Genomic DNA, 22274 nt, shown 5'->3' with positions numbered 1-22274 from the left:
CATTCCTTCACCGGCTCCTACACACACACACGCACGTATACGCATACGCGTATTATTAATGTACGCATACATGTGTGTGGGTGTGTGTAAAGGGGTAGGTGAAGGAATGAAGGAAATAATCATTTCCTTTTTCTCGATTGCTTACCATCTCAAATAATCCTCGAACGTGACTTTCTCGAAATTGGGGATTACCTCATATACTTTATCTCTTAAAGATTCCGCCGGATTCGTCGTACTTAACCCGATGACACGCATCCCTGCGTCCTTCCCGGACTGTATGCCGTTGAAAGAATCCTCGAATACGATACAATCCTCGGGAGATACGTTCAAGTCTTTCGCCGCCAATAGATAACACATCGGATCGGGCTTACCTTGCGTGATGCGGTCGGCGGTCACTAGGGTATCGAATAGATTGTCCAGATGTAGAAGCCCGAAAGCCCGTTTCACCTTCGCGTTATCCGAGCTGGTAACCAAGCCTATCTGTACGCCGTGCTCCTTCAGCATACGGATGAACTCGATGGAGCCGGGCATGGGAGGCAAGGGCATCGTCTTCTCATACTCTGTAGATTCTTTGGTCACCATTTGGCGGAACTCCTCCGTATATCCGGAAAAATACTTCTCCAGAATATACGGTAGGGTCGTACCCTTTATAATATCAGCGAAATTATCGATACCTAAGCCATAACGTTTAGCGGCATCGTTCCAGAATAAATCGTAAATAGGTTCCGTATCTACTACTACGCCGTCAAAATCGAACAAGGCGGTCTTTAGCTGTTTCATATAAATAATCATTTAATATTTATATCGCGAAGATACGTCTATTTTTTATGAAATCAATTATCTTTGTGGACGCACACATAGCTTGATTATATATATATTAAAAATAAATAAGACATGAAGACACTAGTAATTTGTACCGCCATGAGCGCTATGATCCTTTGCGCCTGCGGTGGAAAAAACACGCAAAGCACGGAAGAGACAGCTAAGGTAGTACCGATGGCCGTAATTACACCGGCGATCAATCAATTGACCGACCAAGAGAAAGCCGAGGGTTGGGCGCTCCTTTTTGATGGTAAGACAACGAAAGGCTGGCGTGGAGCGCACAAAGACGCTTTCCCGGATCACGGATGGATGGTGAAAGATGGCGAATTGATCGTGCAGAAATCCGACGGTAGCGAGTCTACGAACGGAGGCGATATCGTTACGGAGGGTGAATATTCCGCTTTTGAGTTCAGCGTGGATTTTAAGATCACCGAAGGGGCCAACAGCGGTATTAAATACTTCGTGACCGAGCAAGAGAAGCAAAAAGGCTCCGCTTACGGCTTGGAGTTTCAGCTATTGGATGACGCTAAGCACCCGGATGCCAAGCTTTACACGACTTTCCCCGGTAGTCGTACCCTTGGAAGCTTGTATGATCTGAAGAAAAGCGAGAACATCCATTTCAACGGCGTAGGAGAGTGGAATACGGCCGTGGTGAAGGTATTCCCGAACAACCACGTAGAGCACTGGCTGAATGGTGTGAAGGTATTGGAGTACGAGCGTGGCAGCAAGGAGTTCCGTGATTTGGTGAAGGGCAGTAAATACGCTGATCCATCTTATAATGCGGGTGGTGCTTTCGGCGAGGCTCCGAAAGGACACATCCTTTTGCAGGATCATGGGGATGAGGTAGCGTTCCGCAATATCAAGGTGAAGGAGTTGAAATGATCGCCTCGTGACTAATTTTTCGTAACAAAAGGGTGCCGATTTAAAAAAAGTTGTTACTTTGCGGCGGATTTAGACTACTAACTTTAAAAGATAACAGACAAATACCATGATTTGGAACGAAACTATTGAATGTATGGACCGTGAGGAAATGCGGAAACTACAGAGCCTACGGTTGAAAAGAGTTGTTGAACATGCTTACCATAACTCCCCGTTTTATCGCAAGAAAATGCAGGAGATGGGCATTGCTCCCGACGATATACAGACAATAGATGATATAACGAAATTACCGTTCACGGTAAAACAAGACTTGCGTGATAACTATCCTTTCGGCTTGATGGCCGTGCCGATGTCCGAGATCGTCCGTCTGCATGCCTCTTCCGGTACGACAGGTAAGCCTATCGTCGTGGGATATACCCGTAAGGACTTGGGTATTTGGGCCGAGGTGGTGGCTCGTTGCCTGACCGCCTATGGTTTGACAAAGAACGATTCCGTGCAAGTATCCTATGGTTACGGAATGTTTACCGGAGGCTTGGGTGCCCATGCCGGAGTGGAGAATATCGGTGGTACGGTGATCCCGATGAGTAGCGGTAATACCCAGAAACAAATCCAGTTGATGCACGACTTCGGGGCGAAGGGTTTGGCTTGTACGCCTTCTTACGCTTTGTATCTGGCGGAGACTATCCACCAGTCCGGTATTCCCTTGGAGGAATTCCAGCTACGTGTCGGAGCGTTCGGTGCCGAGCCTTGGACGGAGAATATGCGTAAGGAATTAGAGACGAAACTAAATATCAAAGCTTACGATATCTATGGCTTGACGGAAATCTGCGGGCCGGGCGTCGGTGGCGAGTGTGAGTGCCAGAACGGTACCCACCTGTGGGAAGACCATTTCTTCCCGGAGATCGTGGACCCGAATACCTTACAACCGGTGGAACCGGGACAAGTAGGAGAGTTGGTCTTCACCACGCTTACGAAGGAGGGTATGCCGATGCTTCGTTACCGTACACGTGATTTGACCTCGCTGACTTACGAGAAGTGCGCCTGTGGACGTACGGCAGTTCGTATGGGACGTATTTTAGGTAGAAGTGACGATATGTTGATTATTCGTGGCGTAAATGTTTTCCCGTCTCAGGTAGAATCCGTAATTTTGGAGCTGCCGGAGTTCGAGGCGCATTACCTGATCGTGGTGGATCGTATGAACAATACCGATACCTTCCAGATACAGGTGGAGGTTCGCCAAGAATACTACTCGGATGAGATGAACAAGATGATCGCCTTGAAAAAGAAGATCGCCGCCCGCATGCAGAGCGTGATCGGTTTGCAACCGGACATCAAGATCGTGGAGCCGCGTAGTATCGAACGTAGTATGGGTAAGGCAAAACACGTGATCGATAAACGTAAGTTAGTATAACCTCTAAAAGATTAAGTACTATGTTAATAAAACAATTATCAATCTTTCTGGAAAACAAGAAAGGCCGTTTTACGGAAGTCGCCAAGATATTAGGGGAGGCAGGGGTCAATATGTCCGCTTTCACGGTAGCCGAGAATTCCGATTTCGGTATCCTTCGCCTAATCGTATCCGATACGGAGAAAGCGATATCCGTGCTTCGTGAAAAGTTATACGCTGTAAGCGTGGCCGACGTGGTATGCTTGCATTGTCCCAACCAGCCGGGAGCCTTGGCAAAGGCGATGGATATCATTACCTCGGCCGGGATCTTCATTGAATATATGTACGCTTTTTCTCAAGGCGACGCTGCTAACGTGATCATCCGTCCGGACGATGTCAATAAGTGCGCGGAGGTTTTGAAAGCGAATAAATTGGAATTGATCGCTGCTAGCGATTTATATAAGTTGTAAATATTAACGTTTTGGGTTTCATTTATTCGCCTAAAAGCACTAATTTTGCACGCTAAAAGTATGTGAATGAAAAAGGTTGTATTTTTACTGATGATGATGACAGTACTATTATCCTCTTGTGGAGAGTATAATAAGATACTGAAGAGCACGGATTACGAATTGAAATATTCGTACGCGAAGAAATACTTCAACGCGAAGCAATACTCGAAATCCGCTACTCTGCTGGATGAACTGGTTACAATCTTTAAAGGAACAGCTTATGCCGAGGAGTCCTTGTACTTGTTGGCGCAAAGCTATTACGGTCAGAAAGATTATCAGACGGCTTCGCAATACTTCGAGACCTATTATACGACCTATCCGAAAGGGGAGTTTACGGAATTATCCCGTTTCTATTCCGGTTATGGTTTGTATCTGGACTCTCCGGATCCCCGGTTAGACCAGTCGCAGACGTATAAGGCGATCGAGCAGTTGCAACTTTATTTGGAGTATTATCCGCAAAGTGAACGGGCCGAGGAAGCGCAGAACATCATGTTCGAGCTTCAGGAGAAGTTGGCTTACAAGGAATTGATGGCCACCCGCTTGTATTTCAATCTAGGTACCTATATGGGGAATAACTTCCAGTCTTGCGTGATCACGGCGCAGAACGCCTTGAAGAATTACCCGTATTCCAAGTATCGTGAGGAATTCATGTTCCTTATCATCCGTGCGAAGTACGAGTTGGCGCTAGTATCCGTAGAGGAGAAGTTGCAGGGCCGTTACCGGGATGTGGTTGACGAGTATTACAACTACATGAACGAGTATCCGGAAGGTAACTACGTAAAGCAGGTAACGAAGTTCTACGACTATGCCAGCAAGCGAATTACAGATGCATATTAAGCGAATTTAATCAATAAAACGAAAATGGATTACAGAAAATCAAACGCTCCTACCAATACGGTAACCCGTGACATGATGAAGTTAAGTGAAGAAACGGGTAACGTATATGAGACAGTCGCTATCATTTCAAAACGGGCGAATCAGATTAGTGTTGAGATGAAACAAGATCTGGAAAAGAAACTTCAAGAGTTCGCTTCTTACAATGACAACTTGGAGGAAGTCTTTGAAAACCGTGAGCAGATCGAGATTTCACGCTACTATGAGAAACTTCCGAAATCAACGTTGATCGCCGCTCAAGAGTATGAGGATGGCAAGGTTTATTACAAGAATCCTGCTAAAGAGAAGAATAACTTCTAAGAAGAAATATTTTTGAACATCGGAAAGGCTGACCCTCAAATGAGTCGGCCTTTCCATTTAAAACGAACTAATTACCATGTTACAAAGAATACAAACTGTTTACCTGCTAATTATCGTGGTGCTTACGGTCGCTACCTTATTCTTGCCGTTGGCCGTGTTGCAACAAGGAGACGCTCTCTTCTCGTTCGATGCTAGCGGGTTGAGCACGATGATCGGTGAGCCGGAATTACTATACCCGGCGTGGGGCTTATTTGCCTTGACTGCTATCATCGCTATCATTGCCTTGGTGACGATCTTCTTATATAAGAAAAGAATCCTGCAAATCCGTCTTTGCGTGTTCAACGCATTGCTGATATTGGGCTTTTATGGTTTCTTCGCCTTCTTGATCTATTCCTTGAAGGGGGATATGGAAGGTGCCAGCGTAAGTGTTAAGATCGCTCTTTCCTTCCCGTTGGTCAATCTGATCTTGGATTATCTGGCGATCCGTAATATCGGGGCCGATGAGGCGCTGGTACGTTCTTTGGATCGTTTGCGTTAAGGCTTTCCAGATAAATCATTGGGTATAAGATATTAGGTAAGGGACTCTTTTTGTCAAGGGCCCCTTATTTTATGTCCGGAAAAGTATAATACATAAGACAATATTATTTTGTATATGAAACAATATTGTTTTTCGGTGAAATATATCTACTTTCGTAGAATACAAATATCCGTTACCAATCATGAAGAAGACTCAGCTTATCCCCATCGCTTTATTGTCGGTATCGGCGGTAGCGAACGCCCAGAATACCAGTTGTCCCCCGAATATTATCCTGTTCTTGGTGGATGATATGGGATGGGAGGATACGTCCTTGCCTTTCTGGACTCAAAAGACGCATTATAATGAGGTATATGAGACCCCGAACATGGAACGATTGGCGAAAGGGGGTATGATGTTTACCCAAGCCTACGCTAGTAGTATCAGCTCGCCTACCCGTTGCAGCTTGATCACGGGGACGAACGCCGCCCGTCACCGGGTTACGAACTGGACACTTTTTAAGGATAAGACGACCGACCGGGAGAGTGATGTGCTTACCCTGCCGGATTGGAATTATAACGGCGTGGCCCAAGTGGGCGGGACGAATAATACGTTTGTGGGTACTTCATTCGTGCAGATATTGAAGAATAACGGATATCACACGATCCATTGCGGCAAGGCGCATTTCGGGGCGATCGATACCCCGGGGGAGGACCCGCATCATTGGGGATTCGAGGTCAATATAGCCGGGCATGCCGCCGGAGGTCTCGCCAGTTACCTCGGCGAGAATAATTACGGGCATACCAAGGATGGTAAACCTTACGCTTCGAACGCTATCCCCGGATTGGAAAAGTATTGGGGAAGCGGCACCTTCGCTACGGAGGCCTTGACGCAGGAGGCGATCAAGGCGTTGGACAAGGCTAAGAAATATAACCAGCCGTTCTACCTATATATGTCACATTATGCGATCCATATCCCGATTGATAAGGACAAGCGTTTCTACCAGAAATATATCGATAAGGGGTTAACGGCTAAAGAGGCGGCTTACGCTGCCTTGATAGAGGGAATGGATAAGAGTCTGGGCGATTTGATGGACTGGTTGGAGAAGAATGGCGAGGCGGATAACACGATCGTGATCTTCATGAGCGATAACGGCGGTCTTTCCAGCGAGCCCGGATGGCGTGACGGAGAGATCCATACGCAAAACTATCCCTTGAACAGTGGTAAAGGCTCCGCCTATGAGGGAGGAGTCCGTGAGCCTATGATCGTGCGTTGGCCGGGGGTGGTGAAGCCGGGAAGCAAATGTGATAAATACTTGATTATAGAGGATTTCTATCCAACTATCTTGGAGATGGCAGGCATAAGGGGGTATAAGACCGTACAGCCGATAGATGGCGTCAGTTTCATGCCTTTATTAAAAGGTACGGGAGATCCTTCCGTGGGACGTAGCTTATTCTGGAACTGCCCGAATATATGGGGTAATGACGGGCCGGGAATCGGTCCGACTTGCTCGGTCCGTAATGGAGACTGGAAACTGATCTATTATTACGAGACGGGGAAGAAGGAATTGTTTAATATCACGGAGGATATAGGGGAACATAATGACGTGGCAAGGCAGCATCCCGATATCGTAAAGCGTCTGTCCGGGGAATTGGGTACGTATTTACGGAAAGTGGACGGGCAACGTCCGTCGTTTAAGGCGACAGGTAAACCGGTTCCTTGGCCGGATGAGATATAATAATTAAAAAAAGAAAGAGCATATGGAGTTTTACAAAGCGGAAGAGAATCGCTATGCGGATATGATATATCGGCGGTGCGGACGGAGCGGTATCTTATTGCCGGCCGTTTCCTTGGGATTGTGGCACAACTTTGGTAGTGTGGACGTGTTCGGTAATTTTATCCAGATCGCTCACGCCGCATTCGATCATGGCGTGACTCATTTCGACTTGGCGAATAATTATGGCCCGGCCTACGGATCGGCGGAGGAGAATTTTGGCCGGATATTGAAGAAGGGCTTGGGCGCTTATCGGGATGAGATGATTATCTCTACGAAGGCGGGCTACGATATGTGGCCGGGACCGTATGGGAACTGGGGAAGCCGTAAATATTTAATGGCTAGCTTGGATCAGAGCTTGAAACGGATGGGACTGGAATACGTGGATATCTTTTACTCCCATCGTCCGGACCCGGAGACTCCGATCGAGGAGACGATGGGGGCCTTGGCCGATATTGTCCGGCAAGGAAAGGCTTTGTATGTAGGTATCTCCAACTATGACGCGGACCAGACCCGTAAGGCCTTGGCCGTACTGAAAGAACATAAGGTGCCTTGCTTGATTCACCAAGCCCGCTATTCGATGTTCGATCGTTGGACGGAACCGGATTTATTGCCTGTATTGAAGGAAGAGGGTGTGGGTATGATAGCGTTCTCGCCGTTGGCGCAAGGCTTGCTTACGGATAAGTATTTGCGTGGAATTCCGGAGAATTCCCGTGCGGCGAAATCGACCGGTCATTTGCAGACCTCTCAAGTTACCCCGGAGGCCGTGGAAAAGGCCCGTAAGCTAAACGAGGTAGCCGCCCGCCGTGGACAGACCTTGGCGGAGATGGCGCTCGCTTGGTTATTAAAGGACGAACGGGTAACTAGCGTATTAATTGGCGCTAGCTCTGTCGCCCAATTGATGGATAACCTGAAAGCGTTAGATAATATCTCTTTCTCCGGGGAAGAATTGCAGGAGATAGAGAACATCTTAATATAACGTGAATCGTATCCGATTGTAGAGACGGGGCGTGCCCCGTCTCTACAGCCTGTACAAATTTTTGAATAAATGAAACCGTTCTTATATCAAGTAGCGTCTCTTTTTTACGAGAAATGGGGAGCGGAGGTCAGTCGTCTGGCCTTTGTTTTCCCAAACCGGCGTACGGGACTTTTCTTCCAGAAATATCTCTCGGAGGTAGCCGATATTCCCCTTTTCTCTCCGACAATCCTTACGATCAACGATCTCTTTATCCAGTTGAGCGGAAAACAATCCGCCGACCGGATCAGTATGCTTTTTACCCTGTACGACATCTACATCCGCCAAAGCGGTTCCACCGAGACTTTCGATGAATTCCTGTATTGGGGCGAGATGTTGCTCAACGACTTCGACGATATCGATAAATACATGGCAAATGCCCGCATGCTATTCAGTAACGTGACGGACCTACGGGAGATAGAGAATGATTTCGATTTCTTAAGTGATGAGCAGATCGCCGCTATCCGTAGTTTCTGGTCCAGTTTTTATCCCCGGGGCGATACGCCGAACCAGCAACAGTTCTTGGCGGTCTGGCAAGTGCTATACGATCTCTATGAGGAATTCCGTGCGACCTTGGCCGCCGAGGGAAAAGGCTACGAGGGCATGATCTTCCGGGAGGTCGTGGAAAGCATGGAACGGGGCGAGTCTCCGGATTTACCTTACGAGCAAATTGTCTTTGTCGGTTTGAACGCCTTGTCCGTATCGGAAGAACGTTTCTTAGCCCAGTTGCAGAAGCGGAAGATAGCGGATTTCTATTGGGATTATGTATCCGATAAGGTAACCGATCCGGATAATAAGGCCTCTTATTTCGTCTCCCGTAACCGGAAGAGCTTCCCTTCCTCGATGAAATTACCCCCCGAGGAGAAGGTAAAGACCGAGATCGAGGTGATCGGCATCCCTTCCGGTATCGGGCAGGCCAAGCACGTCTACACCCTGTTGAGCGATTGGTGCAAGGAAGCGGAGATGAGTTCGGAAGAAGCCCTGCGTACGGCGGTGATCTTGCCCGATGAACATCTGCTGATCCCGGTGCTGAACGCCATACCGGAGCAAATCCGGCGTATCAACGTCACGATGGGTTATCCCTTGGCGGGAACCCCGGTCGCCTCGTTGATCGAGTATATCTTGGCGTTGCAGAAGAACGTACGCTACATAGACCGGAATCCGTTGTTCTATTTCCGCGACGTGCTGCCGGTATTGAACCATCGCTACATCCTCTCCACCTCACCGGAGATTATTTCCTCCTTGGTGAAAGAGATCACGGAGAACAACAAGATCTATATCTCGCATACGGAGTTAGGGAAAACGCCTTTGCTAGAAATCCTGTTCACGCCGGTGACCGGGGTGGAGGCCTTCTCGGACTATCTGATCAAGGTGTTGGAAGAGCTGAACAAGGTTATGTCCGCCCTTTCCGATGAGGAAGAGGAGGACGCACCCCAGCGGACGAACGATTTGGAGCAAGAGTTCATCTTCCATTATTTCACCACGGTAAACCGCATGAAAGAGGTAATGAAAGACGCTCGTATAGAGATGAAAATAGATACCTTCTTCCGCCTATTGAAGCGGGTGACTGATACGATCACGATCCCCTTCCACGGCGAGCCGCTTTCCGGCCTCCAGATTATGGGTGTGCTCGAGACCCGTGCCTTGGATTTCGACCGTCTGATTATCTTATCCATGAACGAGGGTATTTTCCCGCAGCGGAAAGCGGCGAACTCCTTTATCCCTTATAACCTACGCAGGGGTTTCGGGTTGCCTACCTACGAGCATCAAGATAGCGTATGGGCCTACCATTTCTATCGTTTGATAGAGCGTGCCAGCCACGTGAGCCTTTTATACGATACCCGCAGCAACGGATTGCAGACGGGAGAGGTAAGTCGCTTTGTTCACCAGCTGCATTATCATTACGAGGTGCCGATGCGAGATAAATTGGTGGTCTATAACGTATCTTCCTCCAAGACCCCGCCATTGGCCGTGCCGAAAAGGGAGGATATCATGCGCCGTTTAGACGCTTACCGGAAAGGGGGGAGCAAGGCGATCTCGGCGAGCGCTATCAATACGTATCTGGATTGCCCGTTGAAATTCTATTTTTCCGTTGTGGAAGGCATTCGAGAGGAAGAGGAGGTGAGCGAGACGATCGAGAGCGATGTATTCGGAAGTATCTTACATAAAGTGATGGAGGAGCTTTACAAGCCGTTCCAAGGGAAGATGGTTACTGTGGATTTGCTGAAAGCGATCCGTAAGGATACGGCCTTGCTTACCGGAGCTATCGCCCGGGCTTTCGCCAGCGAGTTTTTCAAGACAGAGGTGGTTCGCTCCCTTACCGGACAAAACTACCTGATCGGCGAGATGATCCGCAAATACGTGGAGAAAATCTTGGAGCGTGACGGCAAGCTGACCCCTTTCGTTTACATCGAGTCCGAGCGTAAGATAAACGGTCTGATCAGCCTTTCCGACTATTCCGAGATCCGGTTGAAAGGCTTTATCGACCGTGTGGACGAGGTTCGCGACGCTATCCGTATCATCGATTACAAGAGCGGTAGCGGAACTACGACTTTCAGTAGTATCGAGAGCCTATTCAACAAGGAGGAGAAAGATCGTGCGAAAGCCGTGATGCAGGTATTCATGTATTGCTGGATGTACGCCCATCTCACCGAGAACAAAGGAAAGACGATACAACCGGGCATTTATTACGTCCGTTCCCTTTTCGCCGATCCGTTCGACCCATCGGTCTACCACCGTATCGAACGGGGGAAGTCGGAGAAGGTAGAGGATTTCTCCGGTTATGCCCAAGCGTTCGAGGAGGGGCTGCGGGGCTGCTTGGACGAGATCTTCAATCCGGAAATTCCCTTTACGCAAACCCCTACGGGGAAGGCTTGTTCTTATTGTCCATTTAAGGGTATTTGCGGTAAGTAGCATTTGTCCCGGTACTTCAGGGAGAGTACCGGAGTACTCCTTGCGAAGTACTGTGGTATTTCTTCGGAGAGTACTGGAGTACTCCTTACAAAGTACTGCAGTACCTCTTAGGCAGTACTACAGTACTTCTTGGGAAGTACTGAGGCGAGGCTTACTGATGAGGAAGCAATTCCACTATCTTTTCCAAAAAGATCTGATCAGTCTCATCGAAACTATCCGGTTGATCACTGTCTATATCAAGGACAGCGATTACCTTATCCGCCCATATCACGGGAACTACGATCTCAGAGCGTGACGCCGAGCTACAAGCGATATGTCCCGGGAAAGCGTCTACATCCGGTACGATGATCGTACGGGTCTCCTTCCAAGCCGTGCCGCATACCCCTTTTCCGTATTTGATTCGTGTACAGGCGATAGGGCCTTGAAAAGGCGCTAATACCAACTGATTGTCTATGACCCGGTAGAAACCCACCCAAAAGAAACCGAAAGTTTGCTTGAGTGCTGCGGCGACGTTCGCCATGTTAGCGATTAGGTCGGTCTCGTTACCTACCAATGAGGCGATTTGCGGGAGCAACGTCTCATACATTTCCTGTTTATCACCATTTTTAATCCGTAGTTCCTCTGCCATATTTAAACTATTATAAGGTCGCGAATATACGAAACTTGTTTACATATGAATGATTTTTGCAGAAATAACTAAGCGAAATTATATGTCAGTGTCAGTGACTTTAAAAAGTTATTTTTACGAAGTACTAATCCCTTCGTCGCAGAAGAACACTTCAAGTCCCATAGAAGATATACTTCATCACGTAAGTATATCTTTTATGAAAAAGCTTGCGCTTTACAAATGTTTCAATCCACGCACCCACACGGGGTGCGACGAGATGGACAGGGCACAACGACCTCAAGGCCATGTTTCAATCCACGCACCCACACGGGGTGCGACTTGAGCCTATATCAGCTTAAAAAGGTACTGGAGGTTTCAATCCACGCACCCACACGGGGTGCGACAATAAATAACATTAAAAACTAATATCATGGCAAGTTTCAATCCACGCACCCACACGGGGTGCGACCTATCAAGGCAAGGAATATACCCCGAAGACATTGGTTTCAATCCACGCACCCACACGGGGTGCGACACTGTGCAAAGTTACATATTATAAGTCAATAAATTAGACCTATTAATATGCGAATTCTCATTTTTATTTCAGCTTAATGGCTGCAATCGCCTTAAAGACGGGTTAATCTGCTAATTATTAAGGGGTGCGAAAATACTACTTTTTTCGTAATACTCTACATTCGCATAAATTATATGATAAGAGCATTATTAACTTTGTAAGCAGTTTCAACACCTATCACTTTTACCCTTTTATTCTCGTTTTTATTGAGAATATAAAATCTAACGCTATCAAGAGACATATCAATAATACGCTTGATTCGTTCAATCAAGAGACAATATTGTGCTTCTGTCACCTCACACTCAAAGACAGAATTCTGTACCCTTTGGCCATAATCTATGCAAGCCTTAGCCACATGTCGTAGGCGGCGAGCTCCTTCTTTGCTCGTAGTATCCACATCATAAGTCACAAGAATATGCATAATCGTAAATCATTTTATTAGAAATACCGGATAATTATCAATATCTTGCCTGATATATCTTGCCATCAACATGGCCTGTACATAAGGCAGAAGCCCTATCTCTATTTTTTCATTAAGATAAGGATGGATTATCACCTCCCTTTTCCTTGCCTGCCATGCGGAAATAAATGTCTTTTTCCCTTTATCCGTCATAACAACCCCATTATCACCTTGAAACAAAAAATCCTTGGATGTTATCTGTCTTTTATTAATCAACGACAAGACAAAACGATCACCAAGATAGGCTCGCAATTCTTCCATCATATCCAATGCTAAGGATGTACGTCCCGGACGAAGTGTATGGAGAAATCCTACGTATGGATCAAGGCCAACTGTTTCGAGTGCGGCAGATGTATCATTAGCAATCAAAGTATAAGCAAAAGACAACATGGCATTCACTGCATCTTTAGGAGGACGGCGATTCCGGCCATGAAACGGGAAATCAGCCTTCTGATTAAGTATCAAAACAGGCAACACTTCAAAATAGGCATTTGAAGCCATGCCTTCATACCCTATTAGGGTCGTCTTATCTTGGGTCGCCAAAGCTTCACGCTTGGCATGTTCCAACACTTGTACCGCCCGATTAATGTTTTCATTCTCTCCATAATCACGAATATATCTCTTTAATATATTACGATAGTTTTGAATCTTACCACCAATCATCAGTCGTGCCACATGTAATGACCAGGATTCATCATCCGACAATTGATATTGTCTCTTGCGTAACAGTACATTCCCTTTCGTTGCGCTCTGTACCCTGCTGATAAATCTGCCATGAGGAGATAGGAATGTAAGTGATATGCTATTGTCACTACACAATTTCATCACGCCCGGACTTGCGCCCATATATCCGAACGTCACAATGCCTTCTATGTTTATCGCAGGAATACGGAACACTTCCTCTTGCTTGACTGATACTACGACATTCTGCCCATCCTTACTCAGATAGGCTTCAGGTGTCGTCACATACAAAGTATTCAACAATTTTCTCATGTATATAAGTGTTTATTGAGGTAAGTATCTACCGTGGTACAATTCTTGGCTATCGTCGGCATACAGATTTCTTTCAATGAGCATTTGTCGCAATGTCGTTCATATTTTGCTTTTGGGATAACAGCCTTACTGAATATTTCATGCATATCCCTGGCGCATTGTCTGACGATATTGCGCAACTCATCTGTTATAGCCACCTCTATCCGATGACGAAGTTCTCCATAAAAGAACACACCGTAGGGTATATGGATTGCGTACATTTCTTCAAGACACATCGTTTGTGCCGCCAACTGCACTTCATCCACTTCATCCTTTTTGGGTCTGCCATGCTTATACTCCACAGCCACCGGTCGCCAACGTCCTGGATATTTAGGATGCAAGATCGTATCTTCCAAAGATGGAGAAGGTAGCAACTCTATGGCATCGGAAATGCCATAGAGCCCCAACTCACGCGAAGCGATATTCACTGCACGCAATGTTATTTGATCTCCACATTTCTGTCTATAGAACGGGTCATCCACATGTTTATGCAGAATCTGTCCCTCTATGGTGAGACGGTTATCATCCCATTGCTGCTCAATGTGAATCAAAGCCCATTGCCGGGGACAGAACCTGAAGTGCTGAATCCCCGACAACATGAGCATATCGTCTTCGCTATACATTGTCTTTTGTTTTATATCAGTTCCTCTACAGTAACATTTGATGGGACATGTTCCTTGTCTATCGTGACATGGTAATCACCGAATGAACGTGGTGCTCCATCGCACACCTTCTCTACCTTAACCAAGTCAAATAGTTTGTTGGCAGGGGCATTACCCAATACAGAATCATGTTTGAAAACAATCAATTTCTGTGCACTCATCAATCCGCGTGCAGCCGAACGATCCATATCGAACATGTTCTTCAGGGCTTCCCAGAACAGCGCAAGGTCTTCTTCTGAAAAGCCTGTTTGTTGGGCAAGGTTGGCAGAAATGAAGCCGTGACAGATGTAGAGACCGTAAGGTACGGTAGCTTTACGTCCCATTGTGCGGTTGTCACCACTTTGTTTCTTAGCTTCAGCGTCTGTTGCCACAGCCATACGGGTTATAGAATGTTCTGCCGCAGCAATTGGATCTACAGAACGGGCAAAGGTAAACTGGATTGGGCCACGTACCTGCCCTGCATTCTTGCCGGTTGACATCACAGCACCAAATGTTCTAACATCAAAATAGTTCTTGCACATAAAACGACGTGCAGCATCAGTCTTATCTTTAGCATTTTTTACCTCAGAATCATCATGCGCTTTATCAATCAAAGTGTTTAAAACAGCCTTCTCCTTAATGAATATATCGTAGCCATCTTCCAAACCTTTTGCCACTTGTACATAATTACGTACCTTACGTTTAAGGCAAACATCTGTAACAAGCCCCATACCCGTTTCTGCATCTACACGGGGAAGATTACCTGCATCAGGGTCTCCATTCGGATTACCGTCTTGCACATCAAAGATGTAAACGAAATCGATTCTGTTCTTAATTTCTGACATAACTGTATATTTTTAATTGTTTGTTATTACTCTTCTGTTTCTCTGTTCTCTTTACCCATGAAGAACGCTTGCCGCTGATGATAATATCCTACAAAAAAGCGCCCTTGGTCTTGAAGATCTAGATGTGCAGGAAAACCGTTTGCGTCAAGTTTGGAAATGATTTCCTGTTTCAATTTCTCATAAAACACCTGTTTACCCTCATTCAGCTTCTCCTGATGATGAGTGGAAAGATTTAGGATAGTGGCAAAAATCATAGCCGGAGTGGCCGATGCGGAATTCATGTAACGCTCACGAATGGAATGAATGTTATTTGCGTCTTCCTGTATCTTGTCGAGAACAGCAAACAACCTTCCACAAAGATACCCTTGATTTTGATTTTCTTTGTCTAACATAATATCGAGTTTTTTATTGTTATTATTATCATTTAATCGATTAAGATAAGCCTTGATGATGGCTGCACGACCAATGTTGACTGATTGTTCAGCACGTATGCGGCGAATGCAAGCCTGAAACAGAGAAGCCGGATACGGAAGTCCTTGGAAGATGCTTTTCACTACAGCATCTGGAAGATTGGGCGTAGCATCGCTTGACTTCCCTCCAAGAGTAACATTTCCGAGGATGGAATGTAATCCTACATACGGTTTCTTGTCTTTACGTGTATCAACAATCTCCATATCTGCGAAATGTTTACTGATTAAGCCGGCAAACTCACGCAATGGCAATTCATTCCAATACACCACCGCTATTCGGGCTGAATTGGGAGCCAAACCTAATATAAAGAATTTGTCATCTTTGTTTGCGAACAATACTCCGTTATAGATAGACATGAATGTACGTCGCACCAATTTTATGAGCATGTTAGGATCATCGTTTTCTTCTGTACGCCCCAACAAAGCAAACAAACTATCTTCAGATTTCTTTGCAGCCTCACTATCAGAAGAAGCCCAAAACAGGTATGTGCGTGAACCTACCATAAATTTATTATGCGAATCAGAACGCAATAAATGATTCAATGCTGTAGTATAAGCAAATTCAGCCTCTTCAGATATAGGAGCATTATGCCCCTTTGACTTACCATACGAATCATATCCGGAATTGACTTGAAAAGCGACAAGTTTAGCTGTAGCCTGACTTCCCGGAATCATTGTAGCGGTTGTAACCTCTACGGTTTTTGAATGTTTGCCTATTACTAAACAAAGACCTCCACCAACATCATTACCACCCGATTCTAAGTTTATTAGTTTGCGCTTAGAAGCCACTATTTCCGTATCTCCTTCTATAAGAAAAGAGAAAGTGGAATATTTTTTATTGAGATTCTTGTTTATATCATCCCAAAGAGAATCATTCTGCATGGCTTCAACTATATCTGAAGGCTCTTGTTGATAAAACGCATAAACAGCCTGCATGGTTTCATTATCTGAAAACATGTCGTATATTTCTTCAACCTTCGCTTTGAATGTATCAAAATACTTGCGCATGCTTTCCATGTCCCCTTTGTCGGAATAACCAAATACATATTGGCTATTGTCGTACAAATAGTTTGCAACAGGGGCACTTGAACGACCTACACTCTTCTTAACAAGAAACTGTTGCGCAGACTTTTTGTCTATACGCCTGTCTTCAAAACGTAAGAAATTACCACACTTATCAATAACGATGATAAAACCTATTTCCTTTAACTCCATTCCCATAATGGGTAAATTACCACTCCGATGGTAATAATCATACAATGCTTTTAGTATCATCTCAGCACCTCCTCGCTATCTTTATCTGGTACGACAATCACACCTTGCTCCATTCTTACACGATAAAACATGGCATTAGGTTTCTGTACATTCCCTTCAAAATCCATATCATAAAGCATGATACCCAAATCCCTATCTTCAGCCAAAGGAGGGGCAAGTTGTTCCGTATTATCAATATACTTCCAATTTGCGGCAAACTCACGGCAACCAAGATACGGCTGGGTGAAACATTGTCCTTGCGATGCTCTGCGTTCAAACATCTGATAATATTTCATCGGATTCTCATCATCACTTGGCTGATGTTTGATAAAAGCCTCCTTTGGTCGATCTTTTACCGGAATAAAAACCAGCTTTGCGTGAATACGATAGCGCACACCTTGCAAAAGCAAAGAATTCTTCTGTTGTCGTTTATCTTCAATAAAGATTGAGGACTTACCCGCCAATGCTCCTACCTCATTTCTCCTGATGGTAGTCCACTTGATAGGATTAAGAACTTCTATTTTCGTCACTTGCCAACGCATGGCATAGCGTTTGAAAAGTATTGCTTCAAAAATGGCACGTGCCGCAGAAGGTGTAATAACATCATAGCTCACACGCTCTACTTTCAATTCAGGGCGACTGAAACAAGCCCAGTCACCCCATACTTCCAAGCAATATTCTTTATCTGTATAGTCCATATTATTCATTTTTTTTATATCATTAATAGCTCTTCCATCCAGTGGTTATCAAGGCTAAGACCCGTATTTTTGTCATACTGTACCCTGTCTGTCAACACATAGATACCCTCTAATACTTCTTCAATAGCACCATAGCTGACCAACTTGTCAAAATCGGAACTATGAACGCCTACTGTAAATTTAGCCAGTTGCTTCATCAAGGGATAGGTACAGCCAGATTCTTTCAGTTTTTCCACAAGCTCCATGCTGTTCCCCCAATTTACAATGATATTCATACAATCATCATCAATCAATCTGAACTTCTTTGATGCCGTTTCAAAACATAACTCATTAGGGTTATAAAGATAATGTTTCATATCCTTATCGTCAAACGTGTTTTTCCTGCAATACAACTGATAAAAATACTCTGTCATCGTAGAAGGGTCAAACCAATCACTATTTGCAGGCAAATTCAATCGTGCATTGTTTGCAGCCTTCATTGCCCCAAATGGAATACGTTTCTCTGCGGCGAGACTGAACACAAATGTGGTACCAACAGTATTTCTTCCTTCACGGTTACAACGCCCCGCTGCCTGTAAAATAGAGTCAAGACCTGATTCCTGTCGAAATACAACAGGGAAATCTATATCCACCCCTGCCTCTACAAGCTGGGTAGCTATCACTCTGACAATCGGATGTGATTTATCTTTCAGCAATGCCTTGACCTTCCGTATGGTTTCACTGATATGGGCGGGACACATCATTCTCGATAGATGGAGCTTTATTCCTTCATTAGGTAAACGGTCATACAGTTCCTTGGCATCCTTTCGGGTATTTACGATACATAATACCTTATTATATATAGCAACTTCGGCGGCAATCTCATCGTATGTCTTTCCTGTGTTGTCTATTACTAACTTCACACGACGAAGCTTGTCATGCAAAGCAAACTCATTCGGTATGATTTCAATAATACGGTCTATTCCCTCAAAATTGGCCTTAGGATTAGTTCCTTCTATCAGTCCGCTAAGTACCGGCTGACTGGCAGTGGTAAACAGTACCGACACTCCGAATATTTTCTGATATGCTTTAAGTGCATCCACTATCGGTTGTAAGAAATCAGTCGGCAATGTCTGCGCTTCATCCAAAATAAGAACTGAATTCACGATATTGTGCAATTTACGGCAATCGGACGGTTTGTTGCTAAACATTGACTCAAACAGCTGAACATTGGTCGTAACGATAATCGGATAATCCCAGTTTTCCGTGGCCAGCTTTGCCTTCTCACGTACCTCTTCATTCTTTATCTCATCAGGATTAAAGTTACTATGATGCTCCAGTACGTGCTCTTCGCCGAAGATTTCTTTCAAGAGGCCTGCCGTCTGCACAATAATACTAGTGTATGGGATGGCAATGATAATACGATTCATACCGTGATTTACAGCATGCTTCATGGCCCACAACAACGATGAAAGAGTCTTGCCGCCTCCCGTTGGTACCGTAAGGCTATAGAATCCTTTCTCTTCAGAAGAAGCTTTACGGCATCGTTCCTGTACTTTCTTGCGAATGTGGTTCACTTCTGTATCGGGTGCATACAATTGCAGTTCACGTAAATGCGCCTCCAATTTTGGCAATAAGTCAGTGAGTGTAGACGAGCATCCCCGTTTTTCCCACGATTCTACATCCATAAATTGCTCTGTATTGAGTCTGTCGGCATCCACAAGACAGGAAAAAAGCATGCGGGAAAGGTGATGAAAATGCTTCATGTCCACCTTAAGTTTAGAAAAAGGAGATTCAAGAAGTTCTTTTCTCAACTGGGGTATATTCAGAGCTATGTCCCCTTTGTTTATCTCTTCGGGAAGTTGCCTTTTCTCTATGACGCTCTCCGCATCTACATAATCATGTAGGCCTGTATGATGAGAGATTATCTGGTTGGCAAGAAGATTGAATACACTCTTCCCCATAAGGTTCGTTACCAATATTCCACCTACAAACGCATGATGATGCTCTCCATACGATTTTTCGTCAGTCACAGGCAGACCGCTTGTCGTACGGATATATTGCTGAAATGCATCACGCTCTTTTCCTTTGTCGTGAAGCATTCCAAGCGTATGCCCCCAAGATGGAAGTCCGAACAGTCCAGAAAAGGAGGTTGCCATTTCTGCAACACCCCTTTGATGTTCATCGTTGGTTTGTATTATCCATTTTCCATTTTCTTTGTTTTGGTATAAATGGGATATCAACTGTTTCTCTGTTTCCATTTGATTAGATTCATAAGGTTATACCTTACAAAAGTAGGAAAATAAATCGAAATATCCGTATCTTCGCGGCATGGCAAAACAAAATTCTCCATTGGTATTAGGGACCGAGCCTATCGGTAAATTACTTACGCAATATGCGATTCCTGCGATTATCGCTATGACAGCTTCTTCTTTATATAATATGGCCGATAGTATTTTTATTGGCCATGGAGTGGGGGCGTTAGCGATTTCCGGCCTAGCCTTGACCTTTCCGTTGATGAACTTGGCGGCCGCCTTCGGTTCGTTGGTGGGAGTCGGCGCCTCTACGTTGGTTGCCGTGAAGTTGGGGCAGAAAGATTATGAGGGGGCGAATAAGGTGTTGGGGAATGTGTTGATCTTGAATGTGGTTTTGGGCGTCGCTTTCACGATCGCTTTCTTGTTCTTGCTTGATCCCGTACTGTACTTTTTCGGTGCTAGTGAGAACACGATCTCATATGCCCGTGATTATATGCGGATTATTCTGTATGGCAATGTGGTTACGCATATGTATCTGGGATTAAACGCGGTCTTGCGCTCCTCGGGGTTCCCGAAGATGGCGATGTATGCTACGTTAGCGTCGGTCGTTATCAATTGCGCCTTGAATCCGTTGTTTATCTTTGGGTTTGGATGGGGTATCAAAGGGTCGGCTTGGGCGACGGTGATCTCGCAGGTGATCTCGCTTACCGGGCAGTTGATTCATTTCTCGGGACCAAAGCAACTCCTTCATTTCAAGAAAGGTATTTATAGGCTGCGCTCGGAGATCGTGAAAGGTATCTTGTCGATCGGTTTATCTCCGTTCTTGATGAACCTTTGTTCCTGCTTGATCGTGATCCTTATCAACCGGGGATTGAAAGAGCATGGGGGAGATATGGCGATTGGCGCTTATGGTATCGTGAACCGTATCGCTTTTCTTTTCGTGATGATTATCATGGGATTTAATCAGGGTATGCAACCGATAGCCGGTTATAATTATGGTGCCCGACTCTATTCCCGGGTGACGGACGTGACCCGGCTGACGATGCGCTGGGCGGTAGGAGTGGCTACGCTGGGGTTCTTGCTTTGCCAGTTGGTGCCGTCGTGGATCGTCCGTATGTTTACGAGTGACGGGGAGTTGATCAGTGCCGCCTCTTATGGCCTGCACATCGTCTTCGCCGTATTCCCGATCGTGGGCTTCCAGATGGTGGCGACTAACTTCTTCCTTTCCATCGGCATGTCTAAGAAAGCGATCTTTCTCTCCTTGACCCGGCAGATGCTTTTCTTGATACCCTGTTTAATCCTCCTCCCCCCGTTATTCGGAACTCTCGGTGTCTGGATCAGTATGCCTATCGCCGATACGGTGGCGGCGATCGTGACGGCGATCGTGCTTGTGAAACAATTTAAACAATTCAAATATGGAACATAACGTGATATTACCTGCGGAATGGTATCCGCAAAGTGCCGTGCAGCTTACGTGGCCGCATGAGAATACGGATTGGGCCCCGATATTGGACGAGGTGATTCCTTGCTTCGTGGCTATCGCCAAGGAAGTGATCAAGCGAGAGAAGTTATTGATTGTCTGTCCGGACGAGACCGCCGTACGTGAACAATTGGGTGAGGTTGATTACGACCGTGTCATTTTCCGTGAGATGGATACGAACGATACGTGGGCACGGGATCACGGGGGGATCTCCGTCTTCGATGAGGGAACGCCCATGCTTTATGATTTCGTGTTCAATGGCTGGGGAATGAAGTTCGCCGCCAATCATGATAATTTGATTACCCGTAATCTTTGTCATATGAAGACCTTCTCCGGTGAGGTGGTGCCCGCTAATATGCAACCTTTCGTGCTGGAAGGCGGTAGTATCGAATCGGATGGGAAAGGTACGTTGATGACTACCGTTGAGTGTCTGGCATCCGTAAACCGTAATGAGTATTTGCAACAGGAGGAATTGGAACGTTATTTGAAAGACGTATTTGGCTTGGATCGTATCCTTTGGATTACCAGCGGTTATTTAGCCGGAGACGATACGGATAGCCACGTGGATACGCTCGCCCGTTTCTGTAGCGAGGATACGATCGCTTATGTCCGTTGCGAGGATGAGGAAGATGAGCATTATGAGGAATTGAAGGCGATGGAGGAGGAGATCAAGGAGTTTACTAGGGCGAATGGTGAGCCTTATCGTCTGATTCCACTTCCGATGGCCGATAAGGTGGAATGGGAAGGGGAGCGCTTGCCCGCTACCTACGCTAATTTCCTGATCATGAATGGGGCCGTATTGGTTCCGTTCTATGACTCACCGAAAGATGAGATCGCTAAAGCTGCTTTGCGGGAAGCGTTCCCGGACCGTGAGATCGTGGGTATCAATTGCCTTCCGCTTATCAAGCAACACGGTTCCCTGCATTGCGTAACGATGCAGTATCCGGAAGGTTTTATCGAATAACAACTACA

General features: G+C 45.7%; 20 protein-coding genes and 1 CRISPR repeat array. Of the genes, 11 read left to right on the top strand and 9 right to left on the bottom strand.

The annotated features are described in order from the left end of the window. Positions 1 to 141: 141 nt before the first annotated feature. Positions 142 to 780, bottom strand: a complete 639-nt coding sequence (locus BDI_RS05985) for an HAD family hydrolase (protein WP_005856741.1) — start codon at positions 778 to 780, stop codon at positions 142 to 144. Between the two features lie 114 nt (positions 781 to 894). Here BDI_RS05985 and BDI_RS05980 point away from each other — a divergent pair, with 114 nt between their 5' ends. The 9 genes from BDI_RS05980 (at position 895) to BDI_RS05940 (ending at position 11007) form a co-directional block, all read left to right on the top strand. Then, a complete protein-coding gene (locus tag BDI_RS05980) occupies positions 895 to 1704 on the top strand; it encodes a 3-keto-disaccharide hydrolase (protein WP_005856744.1) in 810 nt (269 codons plus the stop codon). A gap of 106 nt (positions 1705 to 1810) precedes the next feature. Beyond that, positions 1811 to 3112: a phenylacetate--CoA ligase family protein gene (locus BDI_RS05975; protein ID WP_005856746.1), complete on the top strand. Its 1302-nt coding sequence runs from the start codon at positions 1811 to 1813 to the stop codon at positions 3110 to 3112. A gap of 20 nt (positions 3113 to 3132) precedes the next feature. Beyond that, positions 3133 to 3558, top strand: a complete 426-nt coding sequence (locus BDI_RS05970; protein ID WP_005856748.1) for a hypothetical protein — start codon at positions 3133 to 3135, stop codon at positions 3556 to 3558. A gap of 66 nt (positions 3559 to 3624) precedes the next feature. Continuing rightward, positions 3625 to 4434 carry an outer membrane protein assembly factor BamD gene (locus tag BDI_RS05965; protein ID WP_005856750.1) on the top strand — a complete coding sequence of 270 codons (810 nt, stop codon included), beginning with the start codon at positions 3625 to 3627 and terminating at the stop codon, positions 4432 to 4434. 24 nt (positions 4435 to 4458) lie between these two features. After that, a complete protein-coding gene (locus BDI_RS05960) occupies positions 4459 to 4791 on the top strand; it encodes a DNA-directed RNA polymerase subunit omega (RefSeq protein WP_005856752.1) in 333 nt (110 codons plus the stop codon). Positions 4792 to 4867: 76 nt separating this feature from the next. Beyond that, on the top strand, positions 4868 to 5329 hold the full coding sequence (locus tag BDI_RS05955) for a DUF4293 domain-containing protein (RefSeq protein ID WP_011966352.1): 462 nt from the start codon (positions 4868 to 4870) through the stop codon (positions 5327 to 5329). 181 nt (positions 5330 to 5510) lie between these two features. Continuing rightward, entirely contained in the window at positions 5511 to 7043 is a 1533-nt protein-coding gene (locus tag BDI_RS05950; protein WP_011966351.1) for a sulfatase, read from the top strand. Between the two features lie 22 nt (positions 7044 to 7065). Further along, positions 7066 to 8058: an L-glyceraldehyde 3-phosphate reductase gene (mgrA, locus tag BDI_RS05945; protein ID WP_011966350.1), complete on the top strand. Its 993-nt coding sequence runs from the start codon at positions 7066 to 7068 to the stop codon at positions 8056 to 8058. A gap of 69 nt (positions 8059 to 8127) precedes the next feature. Beyond that, entirely contained in the window at positions 8128 to 11007 is a 2880-nt protein-coding gene (locus BDI_RS05940; protein ID WP_011966349.1) for a PD-(D/E)XK nuclease family protein, read from the top strand. A gap of 151 nt (positions 11008 to 11158) precedes the next feature. Here BDI_RS05940 and BDI_RS05935 read toward each other — a convergent pair whose 3' ends face one another. The 8 genes from BDI_RS05935 to BDI_RS05900 all read right to left on the bottom strand — a co-directional run bounded on the left by BDI_RS05935 (position 11159) and on the right by BDI_RS05900 (position 19828). Continuing rightward, positions 11159 to 11635 carry a GAF domain-containing protein gene (locus BDI_RS05935; RefSeq protein WP_011966348.1) on the bottom strand — a complete coding sequence of 159 codons (477 nt, stop codon included), beginning with the start codon at positions 11633 to 11635 and terminating at the stop codon, positions 11159 to 11161. 221 nt (positions 11636 to 11856) lie between these two features. Next, positions 11857 to 12149: a CRISPR direct-repeat array (repeat unit 32 nt; unit sequence GTTTCAATCCACGCACCCACACGGGGTGCGAC). A 169-nt stretch (positions 12150 to 12318) separates the two neighbouring features. Continuing rightward, a complete protein-coding gene (cas2, locus tag BDI_RS05930; protein WP_005856765.1) occupies positions 12319 to 12609 on the bottom strand; it encodes a CRISPR-associated endonuclease Cas2 in 291 nt (96 codons plus the stop codon). 9 nt (positions 12610 to 12618) lie between these two features. Then, positions 12619 to 13641: a type I-C CRISPR-associated endonuclease Cas1c gene (gene cas1c / locus BDI_RS05925; protein WP_005856767.1), complete on the bottom strand. Its 1023-nt coding sequence runs from the start codon at positions 13639 to 13641 to the stop codon at positions 12619 to 12621. Further along, complete coding sequence (gene cas4, locus BDI_RS05920) at positions 13638 to 14303, bottom strand: CRISPR-associated protein Cas4 (protein ID WP_011966346.1); 666 nt, start codon at positions 14301 to 14303, stop codon at positions 13638 to 13640. Before cas4 ends, cas1c begins: the two co-directional genes overlap by 4 nt. Before the next feature lie 11 nt (positions 14304 to 14314). After that, positions 14315 to 15166 carry a type I-C CRISPR-associated protein Cas7/Csd2 gene (gene cas7c, locus BDI_RS05915; RefSeq protein WP_011966345.1) on the bottom strand — a complete coding sequence of 284 codons (852 nt, stop codon included), beginning with the start codon at positions 15164 to 15166 and terminating at the stop codon, positions 14315 to 14317. Between the two features lie 26 nt (positions 15167 to 15192). After that, a complete protein-coding gene (cas8c, locus tag BDI_RS05910) occupies positions 15193 to 16911 on the bottom strand; it encodes a type I-C CRISPR-associated protein Cas8c/Csd1 (protein ID WP_041525563.1) in 1719 nt (572 codons plus the stop codon). Beyond that, a complete protein-coding gene (gene cas5c / locus BDI_RS05905; RefSeq protein ID WP_011966343.1) occupies positions 16908 to 17588 on the bottom strand; it encodes a type I-C CRISPR-associated protein Cas5c in 681 nt (226 codons plus the stop codon). Before cas5c ends, cas8c begins: the two co-directional genes overlap by 4 nt. 14 nt (positions 17589 to 17602) lie before the next feature. Continuing rightward, on the bottom strand, positions 17603 to 19828 hold the full coding sequence (locus BDI_RS05900; protein WP_011966342.1) for a CRISPR-associated helicase/endonuclease Cas3: 2226 nt from the start codon (positions 19826 to 19828) through the stop codon (positions 17603 to 17605). Between the two features lie 70 nt (positions 19829 to 19898). On the opposite strand from BDI_RS05900, the gene BDI_RS05895 reads away from it, so the two are divergent. Both BDI_RS05895 and BDI_RS05890 read left to right on the top strand, forming a co-directional pair. Beyond that, positions 19899 to 21248, top strand: coding sequence for an MATE family efflux transporter (locus BDI_RS05895; RefSeq protein ID WP_011966341.1), 1350 nt, complete (start codon positions 19899 to 19901; stop codon positions 21246 to 21248). Further along, the gene (locus tag BDI_RS05890; RefSeq protein WP_011966340.1) at positions 21238 to 22266 is read left to right on the top strand and encodes an agmatine deiminase family protein; all 1029 of its coding nucleotides are present in this window, start codon (positions 21238 to 21240) and stop codon (positions 22264 to 22266) included. Before BDI_RS05895 ends, BDI_RS05890 begins: the two co-directional genes overlap by 11 nt. The last annotated feature ends 8 nt before the right edge of the window (positions 22267 to 22274 follow it).

This window comes from Parabacteroides distasonis ATCC 8503 (genome assembly GCF_000012845.1).
In the GTDB taxonomy this organism is placed as follows: Bacteria; Bacteroidota; Bacteroidia; order Bacteroidales; family Tannerellaceae; genus Parabacteroides; species Parabacteroides distasonis.
Note: the sequence above shows the minus strand (reverse complement) of the source record. Positions and strands in the feature narration are given on the sequence as shown.